Origin of the sequence: Clostridium sp. (assembly GCF_032576335.1) — a bacterium.
Lineage (GTDB): Bacteria > Bacillota > Clostridia > Oscillospirales > Acutalibacteraceae > Faecalispora.
Map to the genome: position 1 here is coordinate 187,797 of NZ_JAWFXC010000001.1, position 22,916 is coordinate 210,712.

General features: G+C 46.5%; 19 protein-coding genes, 1 tRNA gene, 1 pseudogene and 2 riboswitches. Of the genes and pseudogenes, 10 read left to right on the forward strand and 11 right to left on the reverse strand.

Annotated elements, in window-relative coordinates:
• Positions 1-44 precede the first annotated feature (44 nt).
• The 5 genes and pseudogenes from E7L17_RS00830 to E7L17_RS00850 all read left to right on the forward strand — a co-directional run.
• Positions 45-902 (forward strand): ABC transporter ATP-binding protein, encoded by an 858-nt coding sequence (locus tag E7L17_RS00830; RefSeq protein ID WP_316321369.1) that lies wholly within the window; start codon positions 45-47, stop codon positions 900-902.
• On the forward strand, positions 899-3,118 hold the full coding sequence (locus E7L17_RS00835; RefSeq protein WP_316321370.1) for a hypothetical protein: 2,220 nt from the start codon (positions 899-901) through the stop codon (positions 3,116-3,118). Before E7L17_RS00830 ends, E7L17_RS00835 begins: the two co-directional genes overlap by 4 nt.
• Positions 3,105-3,863 (forward strand): hypothetical protein, encoded by a 759-nt coding sequence (locus E7L17_RS00840; protein WP_316321598.1) that lies wholly within the window; start codon positions 3,105-3,107, stop codon positions 3,861-3,863. The genes E7L17_RS00835 and E7L17_RS00840 overlap by 14 nt, the downstream gene beginning before the upstream one ends.
• Positions 3,860-4,210: a hypothetical protein gene (locus E7L17_RS00845; protein WP_316321371.1), complete on the forward strand. Its 351-nt coding sequence runs from the start codon at positions 3,860-3,862 to the stop codon at positions 4,208-4,210. The genes E7L17_RS00840 and E7L17_RS00845 overlap by 4 nt, the downstream gene beginning before the upstream one ends.
• A gap of 527 nt (positions 4,211-4,737) precedes the next feature.
• Positions 4,738-5,085, forward strand: a pseudogene (locus tag E7L17_RS00850) (tyrosine-type recombinase/integrase); the annotation flags it as partial.
• Positions 5,086-5,253: 168 nt separating this feature from the next.
• Here the strand turns inward: E7L17_RS00850 and E7L17_RS00855 are convergent.
• Positions 5,254-5,342: transfer RNA gene (locus E7L17_RS00855), tRNA-Ser, on the reverse strand.
• 204 nt (positions 5,343-5,546) lie between these two features.
• On the opposite strand from E7L17_RS00855, the gene E7L17_RS00860 reads away from it, so the two are divergent.
• Both E7L17_RS00860 and E7L17_RS00865 read left to right on the forward strand, forming a co-directional pair.
• A complete protein-coding gene (locus E7L17_RS00860) occupies positions 5,547-6,785 on the forward strand; it encodes an ATP-binding protein (RefSeq protein ID WP_316321372.1) in 1,239 nt (412 codons plus the stop codon).
• 96 nt (positions 6,786-6,881) lie between these two features.
• On the forward strand, positions 6,882-8,174 hold the full coding sequence (locus E7L17_RS00865) for a peptidoglycan-binding protein (protein ID WP_316321373.1): 1,293 nt from the start codon (positions 6,882-6,884) through the stop codon (positions 8,172-8,174).
• A 163-nt stretch (positions 8,175-8,337) separates the two neighbouring features.
• Here the strand turns inward: E7L17_RS00865 and E7L17_RS00870 are convergent, their stop codons facing one another.
• Together E7L17_RS00870 and dpsA are read right to left on the reverse strand one after the other, a co-directional pair.
• Positions 8,338-8,913 carry a dipicolinate synthase subunit B gene (locus E7L17_RS00870; protein ID WP_085832297.1) on the reverse strand — a complete coding sequence of 192 codons (576 nt, stop codon included), beginning with the start codon at positions 8,911-8,913 and terminating at the stop codon, positions 8,338-8,340.
• A 5-nt stretch (positions 8,914-8,918) separates the two neighbouring features.
• On the reverse strand, positions 8,919-9,776 hold the full coding sequence (dpsA, locus tag E7L17_RS00875) for a dipicolinate synthase subunit DpsA (protein WP_316321374.1): 858 nt from the start codon (positions 9,774-9,776) through the stop codon (positions 8,919-8,921).
• Positions 9,777-10,013: 237 nt separating this feature from the next.
• On the opposite strand from dpsA, the gene murC reads away from it, so the two are divergent.
• Positions 10,014-11,426, forward strand: coding sequence for a UDP-N-acetylmuramate--L-alanine ligase (murC, locus tag E7L17_RS00880; RefSeq protein ID WP_316321375.1), 1,413 nt, complete (start codon positions 10,014-10,016; stop codon positions 11,424-11,426).
• A 124-nt stretch (positions 11,427-11,550) separates the two neighbouring features.
• On the opposite strand, the gene E7L17_RS00885 is transcribed toward murC, so the two are convergent.
• From E7L17_RS00885 to E7L17_RS00900, 4 genes are all read right to left on the reverse strand, one after another.
• Positions 11,551-12,576, reverse strand: a complete 1,026-nt coding sequence (locus E7L17_RS00885) for a rod shape-determining protein (RefSeq protein ID WP_316321376.1) — start codon at positions 12,574-12,576, stop codon at positions 11,551-11,553.
• Between the two features lie 98 nt (positions 12,577-12,674).
• A complete protein-coding gene (locus E7L17_RS00890; protein WP_316321377.1) occupies positions 12,675-13,364 on the reverse strand; it encodes a ComF family protein in 690 nt (229 codons plus the stop codon).
• Positions 13,354-15,570 carry an ATP-dependent RecD-like DNA helicase gene (locus tag E7L17_RS00895; RefSeq protein ID WP_316321378.1) on the reverse strand — a complete coding sequence of 739 codons (2,217 nt, stop codon included), beginning with the start codon at positions 15,568-15,570 and terminating at the stop codon, positions 13,354-13,356. Before E7L17_RS00895 ends, E7L17_RS00890 begins: the two co-directional genes overlap by 11 nt.
• Before the next feature lie 48 nt (positions 15,571-15,618).
• The gene (locus tag E7L17_RS00900; protein WP_316321379.1) at positions 15,619-15,972 is read right to left on the reverse strand and encodes a hypothetical protein; all 354 of its coding nucleotides are present in this window, start codon (positions 15,970-15,972) and stop codon (positions 15,619-15,621) included.
• 195 nt (positions 15,973-16,167) lie between these two features.
• On the opposite strand from E7L17_RS00900, the gene E7L17_RS00905 reads away from it, so the two are divergent.
• Both E7L17_RS00905 and E7L17_RS00910 read left to right on the forward strand, forming a co-directional pair.
• Positions 16,168-16,371, forward strand: coding sequence for a helix-turn-helix transcriptional regulator (locus E7L17_RS00905; protein ID WP_316321380.1), 204 nt, complete (start codon positions 16,168-16,170; stop codon positions 16,369-16,371).
• Position 16,372: 1 nt separating this feature from the next.
• Positions 16,373-16,696: a hypothetical protein gene (locus E7L17_RS00910; RefSeq protein ID WP_316321381.1), complete on the forward strand. Its 324-nt coding sequence runs from the start codon at positions 16,373-16,375 to the stop codon at positions 16,694-16,696.
• Positions 16,697-16,866: 170 nt separating this feature from the next.
• Here E7L17_RS00910 and metK read toward each other — a convergent pair whose 3' ends face one another.
• The 4 genes from metK to fusA all read right to left on the reverse strand — a co-directional run bounded on the left by metK (position 16,867) and on the right by fusA (position 22,865).
• Entirely contained in the window at positions 16,867-18,048 is a 1,182-nt protein-coding gene (gene metK, locus E7L17_RS00915; protein ID WP_316321382.1) for a methionine adenosyltransferase, read from the reverse strand.
• A gap of 83 nt (positions 18,049-18,131) precedes the next feature.
• Positions 18,132-18,233, reverse strand: a riboswitch (SAM riboswitch).
• 196 nt (positions 18,234-18,429) lie between these two features.
• Positions 18,430-19,002 (reverse strand): ECF transporter S component, encoded by a 573-nt coding sequence (locus E7L17_RS00920; protein ID WP_316321383.1) that lies wholly within the window; start codon positions 19,000-19,002, stop codon positions 18,430-18,432.
• A gap of 79 nt (positions 19,003-19,081) precedes the next feature.
• Positions 19,082-19,212, reverse strand: a riboswitch (FMN riboswitch).
• A gap of 201 nt (positions 19,213-19,413) precedes the next feature.
• Entirely contained in the window at positions 19,414-20,619 is a 1,206-nt protein-coding gene (gene tuf / locus E7L17_RS00925; protein WP_316321384.1) for an elongation factor Tu, read from the reverse strand.
• A gap of 164 nt (positions 20,620-20,783) precedes the next feature.
• The gene (fusA, locus tag E7L17_RS00930; RefSeq protein ID WP_316321385.1) at positions 20,784-22,865 is read right to left on the reverse strand and encodes an elongation factor G; all 2,082 of its coding nucleotides are present in this window, start codon (positions 22,863-22,865) and stop codon (positions 20,784-20,786) included.
• Between the last annotated feature and the right edge of the window lie 51 nt (positions 22,866-22,916).

Sequence of the window (22,916 nt, forward strand, 5' to 3'; positions counted from 1 at the left end):
ACCGTGACTTCTTATTATCAGCAAAAAAGAAAGGAAATGACACGATGAACATATCAGTACAAAATCTCAATATGACTTATGGGACAGGAAAAATCGCCTTACGAGATATCTCTCTTGACATAAAAAGCCCCAACCTGATCGGGCTGTTAGGCCCGAATGGTGCGGGAAAATCCACTTTCATGAATCTATTGACTGCCGGACTTTTGCCCACAGAGGGTAATATCCTCCTTGATGGAGAACCCCTTGTACGCAAGGAGAAAAAGCTGAAAAGTAAGCTCGGCTATCTTCCGCAGAGCTTTGGCCTGTATGACGAACTGACCGTTTGTCAGTTTCTTGATTACATGGCAGCATTGAAAGGGATTCGTAACAGCAAGCAGGATATTGAACGAGTCATTCAGGAGACCAATCTAACGGATAAGCGGAACGCAAAAATCCGAACACTGTCCGGCGGTCAGCGTCAGCGGGTAGGTATTGCACAAGCGCTCTTGGGAAAGCCGGAGCTGCTTATTTTTGACGAGCCTACAGTCGGTCTTGATCCGGAAGAACGAATCAGCTTCCGCAATTTATTTTCCAAAAATGCACAGGATAAAATTGTGCTGCTTTCCACCCATATCATTGAGGACGTACAATCCGTGTGCAACCGACTGATTGCAATTAACCACGGTAAAATACTGTTTGATGGAACGCCGGAGCAATTGATTTTGTCAGCACGGGGTCATGTGGGCCTTTTGCAGAATCAGCAGAAGGAACAGGGATTTAAGGTAACTGCACGGGTGAATACCGCAAACGGCGTTCATTACCGCATTGTCGCAGAACAGTTACCGCTTGGTGCGCAGGCGGTGGAGCCTACGCTGGAAGATGCCTATATGTACCTGATTGGCAAGGAGGGAGATAAACAATGAGCTTCTTTTCCTACATGAAGGTAGAAACAGACCGTATCTTCCGGTCGAAATCCACATGGCTGGTCATGGTGCTTACGCTGCTTTGTCCTATTGTAGGATACAGTGTACATCAAACGGCTGTTACTGCCACAACTTCCAGCATTGTACTGGCAAATCCGGTGCTGGCTGGAGGACTTGCCGGAGGGATTCTGTTCGCGCTCCTTGCACTTTATGAATTAGATCGGGTATACAAGTATCACACCGATGCACTGACCGAGAGTATCGCCTCTCCGTTGTTGCTTAGCGTGGCAAAGCTAATTTCCTTGCTCACGGCATCCCTTGCCGCAACGGTAGCTGCCGCTGTCCTTTATCTGCCTTATACAGTCTATCAAATAGGAGCGGTGTTTGATTTTTCAGAATATATGGATTGTTTCTTCATCCTGATGCTGCCGTCCCTTTGGCTGTCAATTTTAGCAGCAACAGCATTTTATCAGATGATCCGCAGGGTGGACTTAAGTTTTGTCTTGTTTGCCGTATTTACATTTTTCAGCTTGAGTACATGGGCAGAAAGCGAATATATCCTGCGTTGGATCAATCCGCTGGTGCCGGGATTGTCTGACGATTTTAGCAACGGGATTGTCTTTCGCACGGCAACTTATAACCGCCTGTTCTGGCTGAGTATCCTGTTGGGGATATGGTTCCTTTCACTCCTTTGTGTACGCAACCACCGGAAAGGGCTGCTGGGCTCTTTTGTTCATAATTCTCGCAAAGCCTACCTTCCAGTCCTGTCCATTGCTTTCCTGTGTGTGGGCATTATGCTTTATCATGCGGAACCGTATATCGATCACTCTCCGGTTAAAATTTACGGTTCAGGTGTCGGCGGTACGCAGACCACTGTTGTAACGGACAGTCCTTATGCCGAAGAAAACCCGAACCTCACATTGGTATCAACACAACTTGATACGGATATTGATGCTTCCCGCTCCTACCTGAGAAGCACAGCGGTGTATCAGTTAAAAAACAGCAGCGGCAAGCCGCAGGATTGCACGTTACAGGTGAATCCCGGATATACCATTGACCGCATTACCGCAAATGGCAAAGAAGTTTCTTTTACAGACAAGAAAAACGATCATGAACAGATGAAAGACATTATTGTTTCTTTGCCTGCTGAAAAAGAGATCAGACTGGAAGTTGAGTACAAGGGCTATCCCAAAATATGGTCGGAAACCAGAAAACACTTATCCGGTGCAAAGATAGAAAAGGACTATGTGGAGCTTAGCGGTATCCATCTTCGTCCTGTACTCAATGCATCAACAAAGGGTGCCGGTGTTACCGGAGAAATTACTCTTCCGGCGGGGCTTGAACTGATTTCCTCCGGCAAACCGGCACAGGTCATACAGGAGAATACTGACGGTACAAAAACTTGGTGCTTTGATGATCCAAGCGGCTCCATCAGTCTGTTTGCCGGGAACTACGTAAAAAAAGAACTGTCCGGCAGTGAAGCACCAATCTATTTTTATTACAGCCAGAAGCACGACGATCAGATGGAAAAGCTGGGTATTGAGCAGATTCTAGAGAATACCATTGCCTATTGTACAAAGCAATTTGGCCCGTTGAGGTATACGGAGGACGAGCCCTTTAGTATTTTGGAAACGGCGGGGCATATGTTCGGCGGGGGCAGCTCCGGTAACCTGAACATCATGGACGAATCCAATTTCAGTGAAAATGGAGCAATCAACACCCACAGCAGAGCAACCATTGCGGACAGTCTTTCTACGGAAATCATTCAAACATGGTGGCTGCAAGGCGCTATGGTGATGGATGCTGAAAATTCAGATTGGACGAATAGCGGCCTTTCCGTCTATGCCGCCTACCGATTGGCAAAGGAGATGTATGGTGAAGATTATGCCATAGAACATCATGTGGAAGAATGGAAAAAGGCGTGGAACAGCATGAACCGTAATTTCTATATCCGGCATCCTGAATATGCAGATATTCTCCCAGAAAAGTACATTGCCGACTTACAGGTGGAGTTTTCAACCATCAGAACTCATGCGGGGATGGCTCTAAAAATATATAAGGCCGCTCAATTGATTGGGGAGGATAAGATGGATGCTGTTCTAACCGGACTGTATCAAAATGGAGGCACAGAGCATCCGCCCTTTATCACATGGCATGATTTTCTAAACGCCTGCGGTTTAACAGAGGAGGAATTGAACATTGATGAAGCTATTTAAGTATGAGTTGCACCGTATTCTATGCAACAAGTTTTTTGCAGGCCTGCTCATTATCACGTTTTTATACAGCTATCAGGTAATGGCCAGTGAAATCGTGCTGGGAACGGCAAATACGGCCCCATTTTCCGAATGGAGCTTTGGGATGTATCTTTCAAGAATGCTGCCGATTTTACTGATTACATTGCTGTTCTTTGTATCCTTTTTCTACTCTAGACAGGAACAGGAGGTGCGCCGCATTACTGATACTACGCCTATGGATCAGAAACAGCTTGGAGTGTTACGCTGCGGTGCAATGATGGTAGGATTTGTGTGTATCTCCGTTGTTTCGGTCGGCGTAAGCATGTGGTTTTATGCGGTAAACTTCCGATACACGGATTTCACCCATTTTCTCCTGCCTGCGCTTCTGACGCTGATTCCTGCTATGCTGTTTGTTCTCGGTATCGGCATTATGATAGGCAAAATACATCCCGCATTAATCTATGCGGTGATGCCGCTCCTCTTTTTGCTTGGGTATCTCCCTATACCGAATGCTCTTGATTTATTTGGAAGCAGCTTTTTTCAGAAAATGCCGTTGTCCCTGCCAATCGGAACGGGGGGCGAACCGGCTTTCACAGTGCCGTTTTCCGTGTGGGCTGGAAAAACCATGTGTGCAGCTATAGGCGCAATTTTAATATTCTTGGGTGTAATACGTAAGTCCGACAGGACGCAGCAAACCTATAAAACAAAGGCAGGAACCTCAATATGAAAACGAAAATCGCCGGGATCCTCCTGTACTGTTTATCAGGATTACTATTGCTGTACACTAGCTGGGCAATTATAAATTGCTATCAGCAGATTGCCCTGTTGATAAAGCAAGGTCAGCTTACAACTTCCGACAACGAGTTCAATATCATGAATTTCTACATGACCAATTGCCTTGAATACGGTGTGTTTGCGGTCATTCTATTCGCACTTGGCTGGATGATATATCATCAATCCCCCAAGGTTGATAAGACAGTTCCCCAGGATGTGGAGAAAAGAGAAATCATCAAAGCTGACTCAGCCGAAGATGAGGATGATTTTGATGGATGGGATCAGAAAGATAATCAATAGTATCTAAAAAATACAACATCATTTTAATAGATAGGCGAAGCCCGCCAAATAAAAAAACGTGAGTTTGGCGGGCCTTTTCCCATGTCCATATTTCCTAAAGTCCTTCCAAACCCGTAAAGTTTGGAGGGATTTTTATGTGTTGGTCTATACAGACCACGCCGCTGCGCATTTGCTGCAGCGACATTAAGCAATCCACATAACTGATCTTTACATAGGTAACTCGTTAAAAAAGCCTATGTTCCTCAGCGGATAGCTATTCCCACCAACACGAACCAGCAGAGCAGGTAGAATATGAATTAACATACAAGAGCTTACCAACGGACAGCCATGTCTATCGGTACGCTCTTTTTTTACCGCTCAAAATCATTCCTCGGTGTCGATCACCTCCTCTTGTCCTTTGTTTTAATCACATTTTGAAAATTTGGAGGACAAGCATATGTCAAAGAAATTTATCATGCCGGATTTCTGAAAAATGTATCCGGATGCCAGCGATGAGATCATTGCTGTGTTAAGACAGACTGAGCGCAAAACGCTCTTACTGCCGGGAATATCTCGATTACATTTGCCTCGACCAAACCGGAAAGCTTATTCGCCCTAATTATGTCACAGAGCATTTCAGCTAACTGCTTAAAAAATTCGGACTCAAAAAGATTCGCTTCCACGATCTCAGACATAGCCGCGCCAGTCTGCTGCTGACAAGCGGAATATCTATAAAGCAAATTCAAATCTGGCTTGGACACAGCACCTTCTCGACCACAGCGGATATTTACTCGCACCTAGACTTCCATGCACAGATCGAATCGGGCTTGGTTATGGATGGGATGTTTGAAAGAAACCGAGTGGCTGAACCGAGTGGACTTGAACCAATCGAATGATTTTCTACGGATTGCTTTATAAAAACACTACAAAGCCTTATATACCAATGGATTGGGCGCATTTGTTTTCTACGAAAACAGAAAAAACACCCTCAAAAAGGGCGTAGAGGCGTAGAAAAGAGCACAAAAGAAGAGCCTGCCAGCGGACATTGACCGCAAACAGGCTCATGGCGGAGACGGTGAGATTCGAACTCACGTGCCCTTGCGGACAACCTGATTTCGAGTCAGGCTCGTTATGACCACTTCGATACGTCTCCATATTTTATTTTAATACACGCGGCAAGCAATTTTTATATGTTCTTAAAGATTTTAAGCAGAAGCTACCCAATCATATTATAGAACAGCTGTTGTCCGTGCCTATTTATTTTATAGAGAAAGTATGCAAAAGTCAAGCACTTTTATTGACTTCAAGTCTTACGAACGGTACAATAACAGTAAATCATAAGAGAGGGGCAACTGTCGTGTTACAAATACAGGAGGCTGTATATAAAATAGCTTCACTTTCCATATATCGAGGTGTACTGGAGCAAGGTGTGCCAAAAGCTTTTATTAAACTACTACGTACGGCTCTCAATGAAAATCCCGAGCCTTTTTTGGTAGCTTGGGGAGAGCTTTTTTCTACCCTTAGTGCAAAAAATGCCGAAACAAAGTTCTCTTGGGCATTTACGGAACCAGTTTTATATGATGAGAATGCATTCTCACTTGCACACGCAAGCGGGGGTGAGCCTTCCTCTTTAATACAATCGGCCGCAATGCGAGATTTAAAAATACTCAAAGAGCTGTCAGCGATTACTGCGCAAGATATATTTGCGGCAAGCACTCTTTCAAACAATTTCAATTTACCCTTTTGGGAAAACGGACAAGCCATTGAACCGCTTAAGCAAGAACAGCCGGAAGAATGGGCCGTGCATCTAAAAGAGTTTTATAAGAAGAATGGCTGCGGCCACTTTGCCCGCAACCGGGCTTTTATTTGGAGGAATGGTATACTTTCTCCTGTTCTGCATCCCGACCCAACACTTCTCAAAGATTTAAAAGGCTATGAGCTGCAGCGTGGCATGGTTCTGGAAAACACAAGTGCTTTTGTAAAGGGTCTGCCCGCCAACAATTGCTTGCTGTACGGCGACCGTGGCACAGGAAAATCCTCTACCGTAAAAGCACTGCTGCACGAGTTCCCCACCTTGCGTTTGATTGAAATGCCTAAGGCAGATATTCCCCAGTTTCCCCAGCTAGTCGAGCTTTTAGCTGGCCTACCAATGCGTTTTATTGTGTTTATCGATGACCTTTCCTTTTCAAAGCAAGACGATACCTATGCCTCCCTCAAGGCTGTGCTGGAAGGCGGCTTAGCCTCCAGACCGGAAAACACGTTGATCTACGCCACCTCTAATCGGCGTCACCTGCTGCGTGAAACCTTTTCGGACCGAGAGGGCGATGAGATTCACCGCGGTGATACCATTCAGGAGAGTCTTTCTCTGGCGGACCGCTTTGGCCTTTCCGTACGCTTTATGTTGCCTGACAAGGCGCAGTACTTAGATATTATTGAAAAGCTCGCACACCAGCACGGCATTACAGAGCACCTTCCAGAGCTTTTCATTGGAGCGGAGCGCTTTGCTTTGGAACGCGCCGGGCGTTCCCCACGCTGTGCACAGCAATATATTCGCCTTGTAGAATCCCGTATACGCCAAGGAAAAAGTATTTTATAAAACTGCTTACTTTGCAGAACTTCATATTTTATTTATAATTTTATGGTACAATTTTGTCATAGAAAAACTGAAAACATAAGATTCTGGGAGGATTGTATGGGAAAATGGAAACGAACGATTGCAGGAATCGTTTCAGCGGCACTGATTGTTTCTGCTTTTGCAGGCTGCTCAGGGCAAGCAGATATTAGTTCCGGCCCAACCGAAAAGGATTTCCCCGTAGCAATCGGGACCGTAACACTAAAAAATGAACCGGCCGGAGTTGCCGTATTTTCGCCGAACCTTGCCGATGTTATTTTGGCCATGGGCTATGAAATTTCACTAAAAGCGAAATCCAGCGATTGCGGTCAGAGCGATCTTTCTGTTCTGCCGAATGTAGAACCCAAAGACGCGGCAGCGGTAAAAGCTACCGGTGCGACCTTGGCCTTGTTTGATAAAAACCCCGGGGATGATATTACCGCCGCCTTGCAGAAAGAGGGAATTCTATCCCTTATACTTCCAGCCGCTACAAGCCGAACCGATTTGGAACGCCTCTATTCCGAGGTTGGTTCTGCGATTAAGGGCGGCTCCACTGGCTACCAAAAGGGAGTTAAGACGGCAAATAACATCTTCTTAACGTTGGATGATATTGAACGCATCATTCCGGAATCCAACTCCCCGGTAACGGTTTGCTATTTATACGATGCGAAAGGCAAAGCAGTGACGGGAGATATGCTAGCAAGCAAACTCATAGAAAGTGCCGTGCTGGTTAACGCATTTGCAGGAATCAGCGGCGGGCAGGCCACCACTGAGGCGATGACCATTTCGAATCCGCAGTACATATTCTGCGCTGAGGGTGTAAAAAAGCAGCTTGAGCAGTCTGCCGACTACAAGAAGCTGGAAGCAGTGCAAAAAAACCGTGTATTTGAAATGAAGCCAGAATACATGGAATACCAGGGCCGTGGTATGGTTCAAGCCGTTAGCTTTATGGCAGGAACGGTTTACCCGCAGCTACTTGAGGGCACTCTCCCCTCTTCCAAGCCCTCTAGCTCCGCTCCTTCTAAGCCGTCATCCTCAAGCAACAGCAGTAGTTCTTCTTCCCCCTCTTCCAGCAGTTCTGCTTCAAGCTCGAGTAATGCACCGGCATCGTCTTCCGGCGGAGCAGCCGCAGGTGCAGTTCCCTCTGGAACGTATAAGCGCGGAGATAAAAGCGATGCTGTGAAAGCACTGCAAACTCGTCTCGATCAATTGGGATATATGTTTACTGCCATTAACGGGGAATACACACAGGGCACGGAACAAGCCGTCAAGGATTTTCAGTACTTGAACAAAATGGAGGTAACCGGCATTGCTGACCAAAACACAATTGCAAAGCTGAATTCTTCCGATGTAAAAACAAGAGAAAAGCAATAGCTAGTAAAAGGGAACATGCCTGTTTCGGCGTGTTCCCTTTTTTTACAGCCGCTGTATGTTCCTGTGTAAAGATACTGTATTTATCTTAAGTAAGATAAAAAATTATTTTATGAATTTGAATCGATTAAAAGGGCGTTTTCACCTGAAAACGCCCTGATTGATTTTATTTTAAATAAACCGGCTGTAATTGCTTGCCATCCACCGCACTGAGTGCTGCTGGGAGCAAAAGACCAAAATCTGCCACCACAGAAGTTGGCTTGTTTACCGGGTCATCTTGTGCCATCGGGACAAAATAATAGTTCTTCGTATTCATGAGGCGACCCACATTTTGAGCTGCCGCACTCAATGCGTCATTGGTAGACATTGCCAGCAGCACAGGCCCACCCACTCTTAAATGCGATTTTGCCGCCATTGTTACGGAGGTATCTGTGATTCCATGCGCCAGCTTAGCTAGAGTATTCCCTGTACAAGGTGCAATTAAAATTAAATCGACCAAACGCTTTGGCCCAATCGGTTCCACCTGAACAATCGTATGCCAAATCTCGTGGTCGCATAGCTCTTCAATCTTACGGTTCCAGTCCTGCGCACGGCCAAAACGCGTGTCAGTAGAATAGGCATTATCCGACATAATCGGAATTAACTTATGCCCCTCTTCTATTAAATGGCGCATCTTTTCCACCGATTTTTCAAAGGTGCAGAACGAGCCTGTTAATGCATATCCTATGGTTAATCCGCTCAAGGCTCTCACTCCTCCATCATATTGTAAATAGTCCTTTTAATTACCTCACCAGCCGCCTTTGGGGCAGCCTTACCAGGCAGAGACAAAGCGGGAATCACACGAATTCCAAGCTTCTCCGCCGCTTCCGAATCCACACCACCGGGAGCAGACGCCAAATCGATTAAAATCGTATCCGTGGGTATGGCAGATAACACCCGCCTGGTAAACACACGGGCCGGTATGGTGTTAAAAATAATATCGTATTGTTCTTTCTGACAAATACTGCCGGTGTGAACCGGCTCGTAACCATACACGTCAATCCATGCAAAGTCTTCCGGCCTGCGGGCACTTACGGTAACCTTTGCCCCAAGGCCACGCAGCATGTAAGCAAGTGCTTTCCCAATACGGCCAAACCCTGCTACAAGGCAGCGAGATTTCCCGATAGAGCCGGGGTACTCTTTCATTGCTATTTCAATACTTCCCTCTGCTGTAAGCGCTGCATTGCGCACCGCCAGTTCTTCTCTGGCAAAATAGTCGCTGGTGTCAATCTCCTGCCATAGCTCGCTGGTTTGATACAGCCGATCCATCATTCCTCCAAACACTCTCCTATTTCGCATTAATTGTGCAAACTCTTCATCAAGCTCTATGAGTTCGTTGCTATACGGCGTATTCAAATGCTGCCCATCCCGCGTTACCGGCAAAGGCAGAATAATCGTGTCGCAAACCAAGGCAAGGTCCCTAAGCTCCGCAGGCCGAACTCCTTTGAGCCCTGCCGTTTTATCAAACCCATAGGCATATACCGTATATCCGTCAGCCGCGATGGATTCCGCCAGCGCTATTTGCCTTTGATCGCCGCCGATCACTCCAAAGCTGTTCCATTCCAAGCTTCATAACCTCCTATTTCGTCTGCTAAAATATAGTATGGATTTATGCGTAGCGGTGTGATTGCATAAAAGAATACAAGGATGGTTTTTCTGCTGAAAAATCAAAAAAGATGTTTATTTTATGAGGTGAAAGCAATATAATAGATAGGTAAGCCTTTTTTAAACAAAAAGCAGCGACGTTTCAATTTTTACGCGCCGTCTGTTCGGCGATTACAGGATAAAAGGAGTCCATAATTTATGAAGCATGATATTTTAGATCAGGTGAAGCGCATCCACTTTGTTGGTATTGGCGGCTCTGGCATGTGCCCTCTCGCAGAAATTTTACACCATGAAGGTTTTGAGTTAACTGGGTCAGACATGAACGAATCTGACACACTCGAACGAATCCGTTCTTACGGAATCCCCGTTACCATGGGGCACAAAGCAGAGAATATTGGCAATGCTGAGTTGGTGGTATACACTGCGGCGGTTAAAAAAGACAACGCGGAACTTATGGCAGCCGAAGAGCGCGGCATCCCAACTATTGAGCGCTCTGTGATGCTTGGAATCGTCAGCCGACGCTACAAAAACTCAATAGCCGTTTCGGGTACACATGGCAAAACAACCACTACCGCAATGATTACGCAGGTTTGCATTGACGGCGGCGCAGACCCCTCGGCTGTCATTGGTGGAAAGCTCCCTGCCATTGGCGGTAACGGGCGCGTTGGCAAAAGCCAAACCATTATTTGTGAGGCCTGCGAATATGTAGACACCTTTCTTCAGCTTTCTCCCGCAATCTCTGTAATACTGAACATTGATGCCGACCACCTTGATTATTTTGGAACGCTGGAGAATATTATTAAATCCTTTCACCAGTTTTCTTCCCAAACCAGCCAATTACTGGTGATTAACGGTGACGACCCGAACTGTCGCAAAGCAGTGGAGGGAATTCAAAATGCCAGAATTATTACATTTGGCATGAACGAAAACAATGACTACTCTGCTTACGGAATTTCTGATTTGCCGAAAGCCTGTGAAAGCTTCTCTGTTTACAAAAATGGGGAAAAAATATCTGATATTACCCTCTCAGTACCGGGTAAACACAACGTGCTAAACGCTTTAGCAGCCGCAGCAGTGGCAGATCACCTTGGAATTGACCCCAAAATCGCGGCAGAAAGTCTCGGCCGCTTTACCGGCGTACACCGCCGCTTCGAAATGCTAGGCAAATTTGATGGTATTACCGTAGCCGATGATTTTGCTCACCACCCCACAGAGCTTAGTGCGACGCTGACGGCTGCTTCCCGCATGGGGTTCCGTGCAGTATGGGCATTATTCCAGCCGCATACCTACTCGCGTACTTACCTTCTGCTTGAGGACTTTGCAAAGGCTTTGTCGATTCCAGAGCATGTGGTACTATCCCCCATTTTAGCGGTTCGTGAAACGAATACGTACCAAATCTATGCAAAGGATCTTGCCGAAAAGGTTCCGGGCTGTGTATGTCTAGATACTTTTGAAGAAATGGCAGATTACGCAATAGAGCACGCACAGCCTGGTGATTTAATTCTTACTTTAGGCGGTGGCGACATTTATAAATGCGCGAATTTGATTGTAGACAAATACCAGAAAGCTGGAAAATCAGCTGAAAAGCTATGCTGTACTGCTGCTCAATAAGAAATTGATTTTAAAGATAAAAAACAGCCATGAGAGTATTTTCTCATGGCTGTTTTAATCATTCATGCTTTATATACACTACAAAAAAAACAGACTTCTAGTAAAGAGGCCTGTTTTTTGTTACTTAATAAGCGGCACTCAACGGGTTGAGCACGCCATAATTTTTGTTTTCCATATCGTCAATGAATTTAATTGCTTTACCAGCACCCACTGCTACGCAGTTCTCCGGGCTTTCCGGTACAAACACCTTCATCTTCGTTTTCTTGCTAATTAGAGTATCAAATCCATAGAGTTGTGCCGAACCACCCGTAAGAATGATACCGTCGGTATCAATGTCACCCATCAGCTCGGGAGGCGTTTTCTCAAGCACCTCCTGTGCAGTACGAATAATCTGCATGGCAGGCTCCAGAAGAGCCTCTAAAACCTCATCACAGCTGACGTCTGCCCATTGTGGCAAGCCGGTGAGCATGTTGCGGCCTTTTACACGGTAGGTTACCACTTCTTTACGGGGGTATACACAGCCAATGGCTATTTTGGCTTCCTCCGCCATACGCAAGCCGATTAAAAGATTGTACTTACGACGAACAAGCTTAATAATGGCTTCGTCAAACGCATCCCCTGCCAGCTTGATAGACCGTGCAATTGCAACACCACTTAGCGAAATAACGCCCATGTCGGTGGTTCCTCCGCCAATATCAATTACAAAGCAGCCATGTGGGTTTGAAATATCTACCCCCGCGCCGAGTGCCGCAGCTACCGGCTCTTCAATCAGACAGATTTTGCGCACACCAGAAGCGCTGATTGCATCTACCACCGCGCGCTTTTCTACCTCGGTAATATCGCAGGGAACACTTACGACCACGCGCGGCATAACAACCTTACTGCCGCTCACCTTTTTCAAATAGTGCTGTATCACATACTGTGCCAGTGCAAAATCGGAAATTACACCGTTGCACAGCGGGTGAACCACCGAGATTTTAGAAGAGGTTCGGCCGATCATTGCGTACGCGTCACTGCCGATTGCCACAATTTCTTCTGTGTCCTGCTCATATGCTACAACGGACGGCTCAGAGAGTATAATTCCCTTACCATCCAAGTAAATTTTAGTTGTAGACGTTCCAAGATCGATTGCAATATCTGTTCCTAGCACTGCGCCGGTCACCTGCCTTTATCCCATTTTTGCCGCGGCGTGTTCGCCTGTATTCGGCAAGATTTAATACATTATTATAGAACATTTCGTGCTTGTTTTCAACTGGAAAAGGATTCCTGCCCAGAGGGCACTCGGCAGGCTGCCGCACAAAGAACCTCCTTTGCACCGGCATTGTATAACACAAACGCACATTCCCCCAGTGTTGCGCCCGTTGTTAGAATATCGTCTACCAACAAAATACGCCTACCTTTTACGGGATAGCCGGGCAAAAGCCGGTATACACCACGCACGTTTTCTTGGCGGTCTTTTTTGTGAAGGCGGTGCTGCTCGTGATTTTCCACATTCTTCTCCAATAATGTGGAATAAGTGAGCCCGATTTGTGCGGCGATTTCACGGGCAATCAGCTCCGACTGATTATACCCTCTCTGCCGCAGGCGTTCGCGTGAAAGCGGTACGCTTGTAATACCATCGGCACGGGTAAAAAAAGAGCTCTGCTCTAACTGTGCCACCATTCTCTTTGCAAAAAAATCCGCATGTTTGGGCTTATTGTGAAACTTAAATGCAATCATGGCCTTTCGCAGGTCACCGTTGTATTCATCTGGAGCCATGCAAACGAGAGTTTTCCCGCTTTGCGACTCCATGATGCGTGCGTCCCAATGGGAGGGCACAAGCGTACTCTCACAAACCTCGCAGCATGTTTTGCCGGGTAAAATGATTTTGCGGCAAAACATACAACGCGGTGGGTAAATAAATTCTAAAATGTGGCTCGAAAATGAATTAAAGCTCATGTACGCTTTCCTCTGCCAAGAACCAGCCCATCCCGGAATAGCGCAGGGTCTTACGGTTATTGTTTACCATCGCTTCGATTACATGCTCCATCCCGACTAAAATCAAAAGTGATTTTGCTCGGGTGATGGCGGTATACAGCAGGTTGCGGTAATTAAGCTGTGATGGCCCCGTGTAAAGCGGAATTACCACTGCCTGAAACTCATTGCCCTGGCTTTTGTGAACCGTCATAGCGTAAGCCAAATCGAGCTCTGCGGCGCTTTCAAGTGGGTAGAGTACATAGCGGTCATCCATTTGCACCGTGAGCGTGCCACCGCGTTTGTCAACTTCTATTAATGTGCCAACGTCCCCGTTATATACGCCCTCACCAGAGGTACCATCCGAGCGCATCCAGGTAAGGTTATAATCGTTTCTTACCTGCATCACCTTGTCGCCCACACGTAAAACGGTTCCGTTTGCCGTAAGCTCATTTTTATGGGGTGCGGGCGGATTCAGCGCCTGCTGCAAGCTGCGGTTCATTTCTTCCGTTCCCACAGCGCCGCGCTTACCGGGGCAAAGCACCTGAATATCTACCGTTGGGTCATAGCCATAAGTACGCGGTAAACGCTCGGTATATAGGCCCACCACCGTATCTGCAATTTTATCTGCCTGCCGCAGTGGGAGAAAGAAAAAATCGCCGGTACGGTCATGCAGCTCTGGCATTTCACCCGCAACCACCCGGTGCGCGTTCCGGATAATTAGGCTGTTCATTGACTGGCGAAAGACCTCTTGCAGCTGAACGACAGGGAACTTACCACAGTGAATTAAATCCCCCAGCACGTTGCCCGCACCCACAGAGGGGAGCTGGTCACAGTCACCTACCAATATTAGGCGGCACCCCAAGGGAAGCGCATGCAATACACTTTCAAACAATTGCACGTCTACCATTGAAAGCTCGTCCAACACAAGAGCATCGCACTCCAGCAGATTCTTTTCATTGCGGGCAAACGTTGGTGCATCACGGTCGTTCCATTCTACCTGAAGCATACGGTGGATGGTCTTCGCCTCCTTGCCCGTCACCTCAGACATTCGTTTCGCCGCACGCCCAGTGGGCGCCGCCAGCAATACCTTTTCCCCTTGCTCTTCCAATATGGAGATAATTGCGTTGAGTGCCGTTGTTTTACCAGTTCCGGGGCCGCCGGTTAATATTAGCATGCCTTCCTGCAATGCTTCCCGCACTGCCTGCTTCTGCCCCTCGGCATATTCAATGCCAAGGCGGGTTTCTACTGCCGCAATGTGCCCATCAATATTGCGCAGAGACTGAGCGGGGTACCGCAGCAGCATCAACAGCCGGCCCGCACAGTACGCCTCCGCCTGATAGTAGCGCGGAAGGAACACAAACTCCCTCTCCCCAAAAAACTGAGGGATAAGCACGTGCTCCTCCTTGAGCTCCTGTAACACAGTGAAAATGCGTTCCGGTTCTATCCCCAGCATTCGCGAAGCCGCCGGTATCAGCTTGTCCTGCGGCAAGCAGGTGTGGCCATTGTTCGTGTTGTGGCGAAGCACATAATGCAGCCCTGCACGCAGGCGCGAAAAATCATCTTGCTCAACACTGGCAGATTCGGCAATGAGGTCGGCACGTCCAAAATCGATGTCGACTCCATCCACACACAACAAAAAGGGGTCGGTGCGAATGAGTTCTTTTGAGGATGGGCCATATTGCTTCCAAACCCGCAGTGCTTCTTCCGGCGTAATGCCAAAGCCCCCAAGGTACAGCATTATCTCACGAATCCCGTAAATCCGCTGGAATTCCTGCGCGATTTTCTCTGCCTTTGCTTTGGTAAGCCCCTTAATACTGGAAAGGCGCTCGGGTTCTTTTTCCATAACCTCCAGCGTGTGCTCACCGAAAGCTTCCACCAAACGCGTTGCGGTAGCCGGGCCTATTCCTTTTACTGCACCAGAAGAGAGGTAGCGTAAGATTGCATCTGCTGTTTTGGGAGCAGAACGCTCAAACGCCTCTGCTTTAAACTGCTGGCCAAAGCTTGGGTGATGCACCCACGTGCCAATTGCCCGCAGCTCTTCTCCGCAACCAACCCAGGGGAGGGTACCGACTACTGTAATCAGTTCCTCCCCTGCTTTCAGTTCCAAAATCTTGTAACCGTTATTCTCATTGCTAAATACAATTTCTTCTACTGTTCCGGTTAGTTCGAGCAATTGTTTTTCCTGCATATTTCCATCCTCAGCTTGATTGCTATTGTTTTCAGTATACCTCTTTTTCTATGTATTTGCAAACTCCGCACGCAGTGTTTCGGGTAAATCCGCTGCTATACAAAGGCGTACACTGGGGTTCGCCAGCGCGAAGGCTTCACATACCGCTCTTGTTTCTTTATCCATCCCACAATCCACACAAATAAGCTCTCTGTGCCCCGTATGGCGCAGCCAGCGCAAACGCTCCAGCGCACCGCGCAGTCGATATTCCACTCTGCTGTCGTTGCCTGAAACACACACCAGAACGGTGATTTTTTCTTCTCTGGTGGGGCGGGTCAGCCAGAACAATACAAAACGGCACAGCTCAGTAAGCCCTAGAACTGCAAAAAACGCCACCAGAATTCTGCCGATCATATCTTCCATGTTTATCACCTCATTGTTATGATATGCGAAGGAAGAAAAATTGACAGTTCAAGAAGCACTCCGTTAGTGAAGTAGTCAAGCACTGCTATGCAGTAAATAAAGTATTGGCTTTTCCACTTACATATTGACAAAATGTAATGAGTACATTACAATAAAAGTAATCAACACATTACATTTTGGAAAGGAATCATTACTTTGATATCTAATAAAATTAAAGTTTTGCGAGCTGAAAGGGATTGGACGCAGGAAGATTTAGCAAATAAAGTTGGAGTTTCGCGACAAGCTGTCATATCAATAGAAAGATACAAATATACTCCATCCCTAGAATTAGCATTCAGAATTGCAGAAACATTTGGAGTTTCGATTGATGTAGTTTTTGAACATAAGGAGGAAAAATAGTATGACAGAACAAATGGTTATTTTAATTTTTCTTGTTTTAGCTCTAGTAGTCACATTTTGGCTATACTTTTTAAAGGCAAAAAAAGAAGTAGAGTATAAGAAAGATGAACGCTGGCAGACGATACAGTTGAAAGCCAATCAGACTGCCAATATAGCAAACTCGATTTTAATTTTACTAGTGTTTGTCGGAACATTAATTCCATTTTTTATTGATACCGAAATTGTATTCACACTTCAAAGAGTAACCATATTCGGAGTCTTCTTTATTGGCATACGTAATTTGCTCGAATTAATCGCAATTAAGTATTTTGATAAACAAATCTAATACATTCAAAGCTTGTAACGAAAATTACAAATCATAATTCGATTGGAATAGGGAGCAAAGTACTTTCTAAAGAAAGATAAATTACAATTTAATGCTTTTTTAATCATTGACAATTACTAAAAAGAGGAAAGCACAAGGCTTTCCTCTTTTTTAAAATATAATCGATTGAATTAAACAAGAGCAGCCTTTAGTTGCTCTATTTTGTCGGTTTTTTCCCATGCAACGCCCAAATCTTCACGCCCCATATGGCCGTAAGCAGCCAAGGCTCTGTAAATGGGACGATTGAGCCCAAGAGACTGAATCAGCGCAGTCGGGCGAAGGTCAAACACCTTTTGAATGGCAGCTTCCAATTCAGTGCTAGAATACTTTGAGGTACCAAAGGTTTCAACCAAAATAGAAACCGGGCGTGCTACGCCAATGGCATAAGCAAGCTGTACCTCGCATTTTTCGGCAATGCCTGCGGCAACAATATTCTTTGCCACATAGCGAGCCGCATATGCCGCGGAACGGTCCACCTTCGTCGGGTCTTTACCGGAGAAAGCACCGCCGCCATGGCGACCAAAACCACCGTAGGTATCTACAATGATTTTCCGACCGGTCAGGCCGCTGTCACCCACTGGTCCACCGACCACAAAGCGCCCGGTGGGATTGATATAATACTTTGTATTTTCATCGAGCAAATCCGCATTAATAACCGGATGAACCACATGCTCAAGAATATCCTTATAGATTTGCTCCTGTGTTACATCGGGGTCGTGCTGCGTAGAAACAACGACCGCTTCCACACGAATGGGCTTATCATCCACATACTCTACGGTTACCTGTGTTTTTCCATCGGGACGCAGGTAAGCAAGCTTTCCCTCTTTGCGCACTGCTGCCAAGCGTTTGGCCAGCGCATGGGCAAGGTAAATCGGCAACGGCATCAAATTGGTGGTTTCATTGCAAGCAAATCCAAACATGATTCCCTGATCGCCAGCACCAATCAAATCATTTTCATCCGTAGCGCCGCCACGAGCCTCAAATGACTGATTCACACCCATCGCAATATCGGGGGACTGCATATCAATGGAGGTGAGAACGCCGCAGGAGTTGCCGTCGAACCCATATTGCGGGTCATCGTAGCCGATGTCTCGAATTACGTCACGGGCAATTGCGGGAATATCGACATAGCACTCGGTTGAAATTTCACCCATAACATGCACCAATCCAGTAGTGGCAGTTACCTCGCAGGCTACGTGAGCCTTATCATCCTGCGCCAAAATGGCATCTAGCACTGCGTCAGATATTTGGTCGCAAACTTTATCGGGATGACCCTCCGTTACTGATTCAGAAGTGAAAAAATATTTTGACATAGTAAGCCTCCTAGATAATTAAAAGTAGAAAATTTACAGAAAATAAAAAACCACCGCTTGGAGAAGCCAAACGGTGGGAAGCAACCTCATCTGCCGGCTTTATCCGCAGGATTTGGCACCTTTCGCTCATTGCGTAGGTTGCCGGACATCACAGGGCCTGTTCCCTCCGTCACTCTTGATAAGGAATTATTCTGTTGTTTGTTACGTAAAAAATACCTCAGACTAAAAATAACTTTATAGTCTTTATAAGATATGCAAATTTAAAAGCCAAACAGATTATTGAAACTCCCGCAAGCACTCCATTATTAAGACATGCTATGCTGTAAGCCCATTATATCATATTATATGAAGAATACAAAATAAATGTCGAAAAAATAACTGCTAAACCGGATGAATCATTTTGCGATTTTTTTGAACAAATGGCTGTAAGGACTTAAAAAGAACTGCCGCAATTGCACTGTTTAGACCTGCCTTTAGCAAATTAAACGGAATAATTGCCGGCCAGATTAATGTGTCGAGCACTGCTTTAGGCATACCAAAAAAGTGAACGGTAAAGATGTAATTCATAGGAACCATGAGTGCAGTCATTGCCAATGTGCCAAGTACCATACCAATTACTGCATCTGTAAATCGTTGTTTCTTTTTGTAAAACTCGCCAACCAAATAAACAAGAGCACCGGAGGCCATAAGGTGCATGACCAGACCAACCCAACCATTACTGCCAAAAAACATTGATTGAATAATGGAAACCACAAAAAGCACTAAAAATGCAGGACCAGAGCCAAATAGTAACGCTGCAATTAGTATGGGAGCATCTGCCATATCGTACTCTAAAAAAGGTGCAGCAGGGATTAAAGGAATACGTACGAAAGCAATGAGCACTACTGAAATTGCGGCTAAAACAGCTAGCTGGGTCATTTGAAGAATGCTTTTCTGGGTCATGGGTTTGTTCATTCTTATTTTCTCTCCTTTTTTCGCTGTCAACGAAAAAAAATCCCGCAGAATATCTGCGGGACAAAACAAACGCAAAACGCGCAGTTCTTCTTCCATCCGGACTATACCGTCGGCTTTGGAATCTCACCAAAATCAGCACTAGCTCGCGGGCTAACGGCACAAAACCGCATTACCGCCGGTGGGGAATTACACCCCGCCCCGAAGACAGCTTATTAATTTGTTATATTTATTATATCCCTCTGATATTTATTTGTCAACATCGTTTTGCAGTATTTTCTTAGTATTTAAGAACTATTATCAATATCTTCACTGTTCTCATAGTTTCTATTATTATTGAATTCAAAAAAATTTTTTAACAAAAAGCCCCCAACCAAAAAGGTTGGGGGCAGTCAGACAAGTTAAAACCTGTAATTAAGCCGTTGTAACGCCAGTAACAACACCGGAGCCAACAGTACGGCCGCCTTCACGGATAGCGAAGCGAAGACCCTCTTCAATAGCGATGGGGGTGATCAGCTCAACGTCCATGTCAACGTTATCGCCAGGCATGCACATCTCAGTGCCTTCGGGCAGAGAGATAACGCCGGTAACGTCAGTTGTTCTGAAGTAGAACTGGGGACGGTAGTTGTTGAAGAACGGAGTATGACGGCCGCCTTCTTCTTTGCTCAGGATGTAAACCTGACCCTTGAACTTTGTGTGGGGGTGAATGGTACCGGGCTTAGACAGAACCTGTCCACGCTCGATCTCAGTTCTCTGAATACCACGCAGCAAAACGCCAACGTTATCGCCAGCCTCGGCGTAATCCAGAATTTTTCTGAACATTTCGATACCGGTAACAACAACCTTGCGGCGCTCTTCGGACAAGCCAACAATCTCAATTTCTTCAGATGTCTTCAGCTGGCCACGCTCAACTCTACCGGTAGCAACAGTACCACGGCCGGTAATGGTGAAAACGTCTTCAACAGGCATCAAGAAGGGCAGGTCAGCCTTACGCTCAGGAGTGGGGATAAAGCTGTCAACAGCGTCCATCAACTCAAGAATGCACTTGTACTCAGGCGCATTGATGTCTGTGGAAGCGCATTCCAAAGCCTTCAAAGCGGAACCACGAATAATCGGGGTATCATCGCCCGGGAACTCGTACTCGTTGAGCAGGTCGCGGATTTCCATCTCGACCAAGTCCAGCAACTCAGGATCATCGACCTGGTCAGCTTTATTCATGAATACAACGATGTGCGGCACGCCAACCTGACGGGAAAGCAGAATGTGCTCTCTGGTCTGGGGCATAGGGCCGTCAGCAGCGGAAACAACCAAGATAGCGCCATCCATCTGAGCAGCACCGGTGATCATGTTTTTAACATAGTCAGCATGCCCAGGGCAGTCAACGTGAGCATAGTGGCGAGTTGCAGTCTGATACTCAACGTGAGAGGTGTTAATCGTGATACCACGTGCTCTTTCTTCGGGAGCCTTATCGATGTTCGCATAATCTACGAACTCGGAAGTACCATTCAGGTTAAGAACCTTAGTGATAGCGGCGGTCAATGTGGTTTTACCATGGTCAACGTGGCCGATGGTACCAATGTTTATGTGCGGTTTGTTTCTTTCAAACTTTGCCTTTGCCATTGGAAATCCTCCTTTTATTTTTCAATTAATTCATTTCATTATAAGAACCTTTAAAGCGGGCAAGCCCAACTCCATAAGAAAGCCATATAGCTCCCCTGATTCTCATTACAAGGCTACGCCTATTCTAACAAGTTGGGTATGAAAAATCAAGCCTTTTGCACTTGTTAGTCGTTCTTTTTGCTGCGGTCGGAAATAATGCTTTCCGATACAGACTTCGGCACCTCAGAGTAGTGTGCGGGCTCCATAACATACTGGCCGCGGCCCTGTGTTTTGGAGCGCATGTCGGTTGCATAACCAAACATTTCAGAAAGCGGAACTTCCGCGTTGATCTGCTGTGCACCGGAAACAGCGTCCATGCCCAGAATCATACCACGGCGGGAGTTCAGGTCGCCGATAACGTCGCCCATATACTCATCCGGAACAGTAACAACAACCTTCATGATGGGTTCCATCAAAACCGGGTCAGCTTTTCTCATAGCCTCTTTGAACGCCATAGAACCGGCGATCTTAAATGCCATTTCAGAGGAGTCAACCTCATGGTAGGAGCCATCATACAGGGTAACCTTTACGTCAACAACGTTGTAGCCTGCCAAAATACCGGTTTGCATAGCGCCCTGAATACCTTGATCGATAGGACCAATGTACTCCTTCGGAATCGCACCGCCAACTACCGCATTTATAAACTCGTAGCCCTTGCCCGGGTTGGGCTCAATACGAATCTTCGCATGACCATACTGGCCTTTACCACCAGACTGTCTTGCGTATTTCGTATCAGCATCAGAGTTTCTGCGAATGGTTTCCTTGTAAGAAACTTGGGGCTTACCAACGTTCGCCTCAACCTTAAATTCACGCAGCAAACGATCTACAATGATTTCAAGGTGAAGCTCGCCCATACCGGCGATGATGGTCTGGCCAGTCTCTTCGTCGGTATAAGCCTTAAAGGTGGGATCTTCTTCTGCGAGTTTCGCAAGAGCAATACCCATCTTCTCTTGGCCGGCCTTTGTCTTGGGTTCAATTGCAACACGAATAACAGGCTCCGGGAACTCCATGGACTCGAGGATAACCGGGTGCTTATCGTCGCACAGGGTATCACCGGTGACGGTGTTCTTCAGGCCAACCGCCGCAGCAATATCGCCCGCATACACGGTATCAATATCTTGACGGTGGTTTGCGTGCATCTGCAGAATACGGCCGATGCGCTCGTTGTTATCCTTCGTAGAGTTGTAAACAGTAGAACCTGCCGTTAGTTTACCGGAGTAAACACGGAAGAAGCACAGCTTACCAACAAAGGGGTCGGTAGCAATCTTAAACGCCAAAGCTGAGAAAGGCTCTTCATCAGAAGAATGGCGAACCTCAGGCTCTTCGGTCTCAGGATTTACACCCTTAATCGACTCAATGTCTGTTGGAGCAGGCATATAGTCAATAATCGCATCGAGAAGCTTTTGAACGCCCTTATTCTTGTAAGAGGTACCGCAGGTAACCGGAACCATATGGTTCGCTAGAGTTGCCTTGCGGATGCAGTTGCGGATTTCATCTTCGGTAAGAGTTTCCCCGTTGAGGTACTTCTCAAACAAAGCGTCATCCTGCTCAGCCACATGCTCAACCATCTCGGTGTGATATTTGTCCGCCAGCTCTTTCATATCCTCGGGAATCTCTTCCTCGCGAATATCTTTGCCCAGATCATCGTAGTAAACATAAGCTTTCATGTTTACTAGGTCGATGATACCGCGGAACACATCTTCACTGCCAATTGGTAGCTGAATCGGAACCGCATTGCACTTCAGGCGGTCCTTCATCATCTGTACCACGCGGTAGAAGTCGGCACCCATAATGTCCATCTTATTGATGTAAGCCATACGGGGAACCTTATATTCCTCAGCCTGACGCCATACGGTCTCAGACTGAGGCTCAACTCCGCCCTTTGCGCAGAAAACGGTAACGGAACCGTCCAACACACGCAGGGAGCGCTCTACCTCAACGGTAAAGTCAACGTGGCCGGGAGTGTCAATAATATTGACTCTATGCCCCTTCCAAAAGCAGGTAGTCGCAGCGGAGGTAATAGTAATACCTCTCTCCTGCTCCTGTGCCATCCAGTCCATGGTAGCGGAGCCGTCATGGGTTTCACCAATTTTATGGTTAATACCCGTATAATACAGAATTCTTTCTGTAGTGGTCGTTTTACCGGCATCGATATGGGCCATGATGCCGATATTTCTTGTCATTTGAAGCGATACCTGCCTCGGCATAGTTTCCTCCTTAAATCTGAAAAATGTATCCGCTCATGATTACACACGGAA

Bases quoted from the DNA above. Each gene is read 5' to 3' on its own strand.
- E7L17_RS00895 (WP_316321378.1), bottom strand. From the start codon at position 15,570: ATGCAGGAAAAACAATTGCTCGAACTAACCGGAACAGTAGAAGAAATT.
- E7L17_RS00835 (WP_316321370.1), top strand. From the start codon at position 899: ATGAGCTTCTTTTCCTACATGAAGGTAGAAACAGACCGTATCTTCCGG.
- metK (WP_316321382.1), bottom strand. From the start codon at position 18,048: ATGTCAAAATATTTTTTCACTTCTGAATCAGTAACGGAGGGTCATCCC.
- E7L17_RS00840 (WP_316321598.1), top strand. From the start codon at position 3,105: ATGAAGCTATTTAAGTATGAGTTGCACCGTATTCTATGCAACAAGTTT.
- E7L17_RS00910 (WP_316321381.1), top strand. From the start codon at position 16,373: ATGACAGAACAAATGGTTATTTTAATTTTTCTTGTTTTAGCTCTAGTA.
- E7L17_RS00890 (WP_316321377.1), bottom strand. From the start codon at position 13,364: ATGAGCTTTAATTCATTTTCGAGCCACATTTTAGAATTTATTTACCCA.
- fusA (WP_316321385.1), bottom strand. From the start codon at position 22,865: ATGCCGAGGCAGGTATCGCTTCAAATGACAAGAAATATCGGCATCATG.
- E7L17_RS00900 (WP_316321379.1), bottom strand. From the start codon at position 15,972: ATGGAAGATATGATCGGCAGAATTCTGGTGGCGTTTTTTGCAGTTCTA.
- murC (WP_316321375.1), top strand. From the start codon at position 10,014: ATGAAGCATGATATTTTAGATCAGGTGAAGCGCATCCACTTTGTTGGT.
- E7L17_RS00845 (WP_316321371.1), top strand. From the start codon at position 3,860: ATGAAAACGAAAATCGCCGGGATCCTCCTGTACTGTTTATCAGGATTA.
- tuf (WP_316321384.1), bottom strand. From the start codon at position 20,619: ATGGCAAAGGCAAAGTTTGAAAGAAACAAACCGCACATAAACATTGGT.
- E7L17_RS00865 (WP_316321373.1), top strand. From the start codon at position 6,882: ATGGGAAAATGGAAACGAACGATTGCAGGAATCGTTTCAGCGGCACTG.
- E7L17_RS00830 (WP_316321369.1), top strand. From the start codon at position 45: ATGAACATATCAGTACAAAATCTCAATATGACTTATGGGACAGGAAAA.
- E7L17_RS00920 (WP_316321383.1), bottom strand. From the start codon at position 19,002: ATGAACAAACCCATGACCCAGAAAAGCATTCTTCAAATGACCCAGCTA.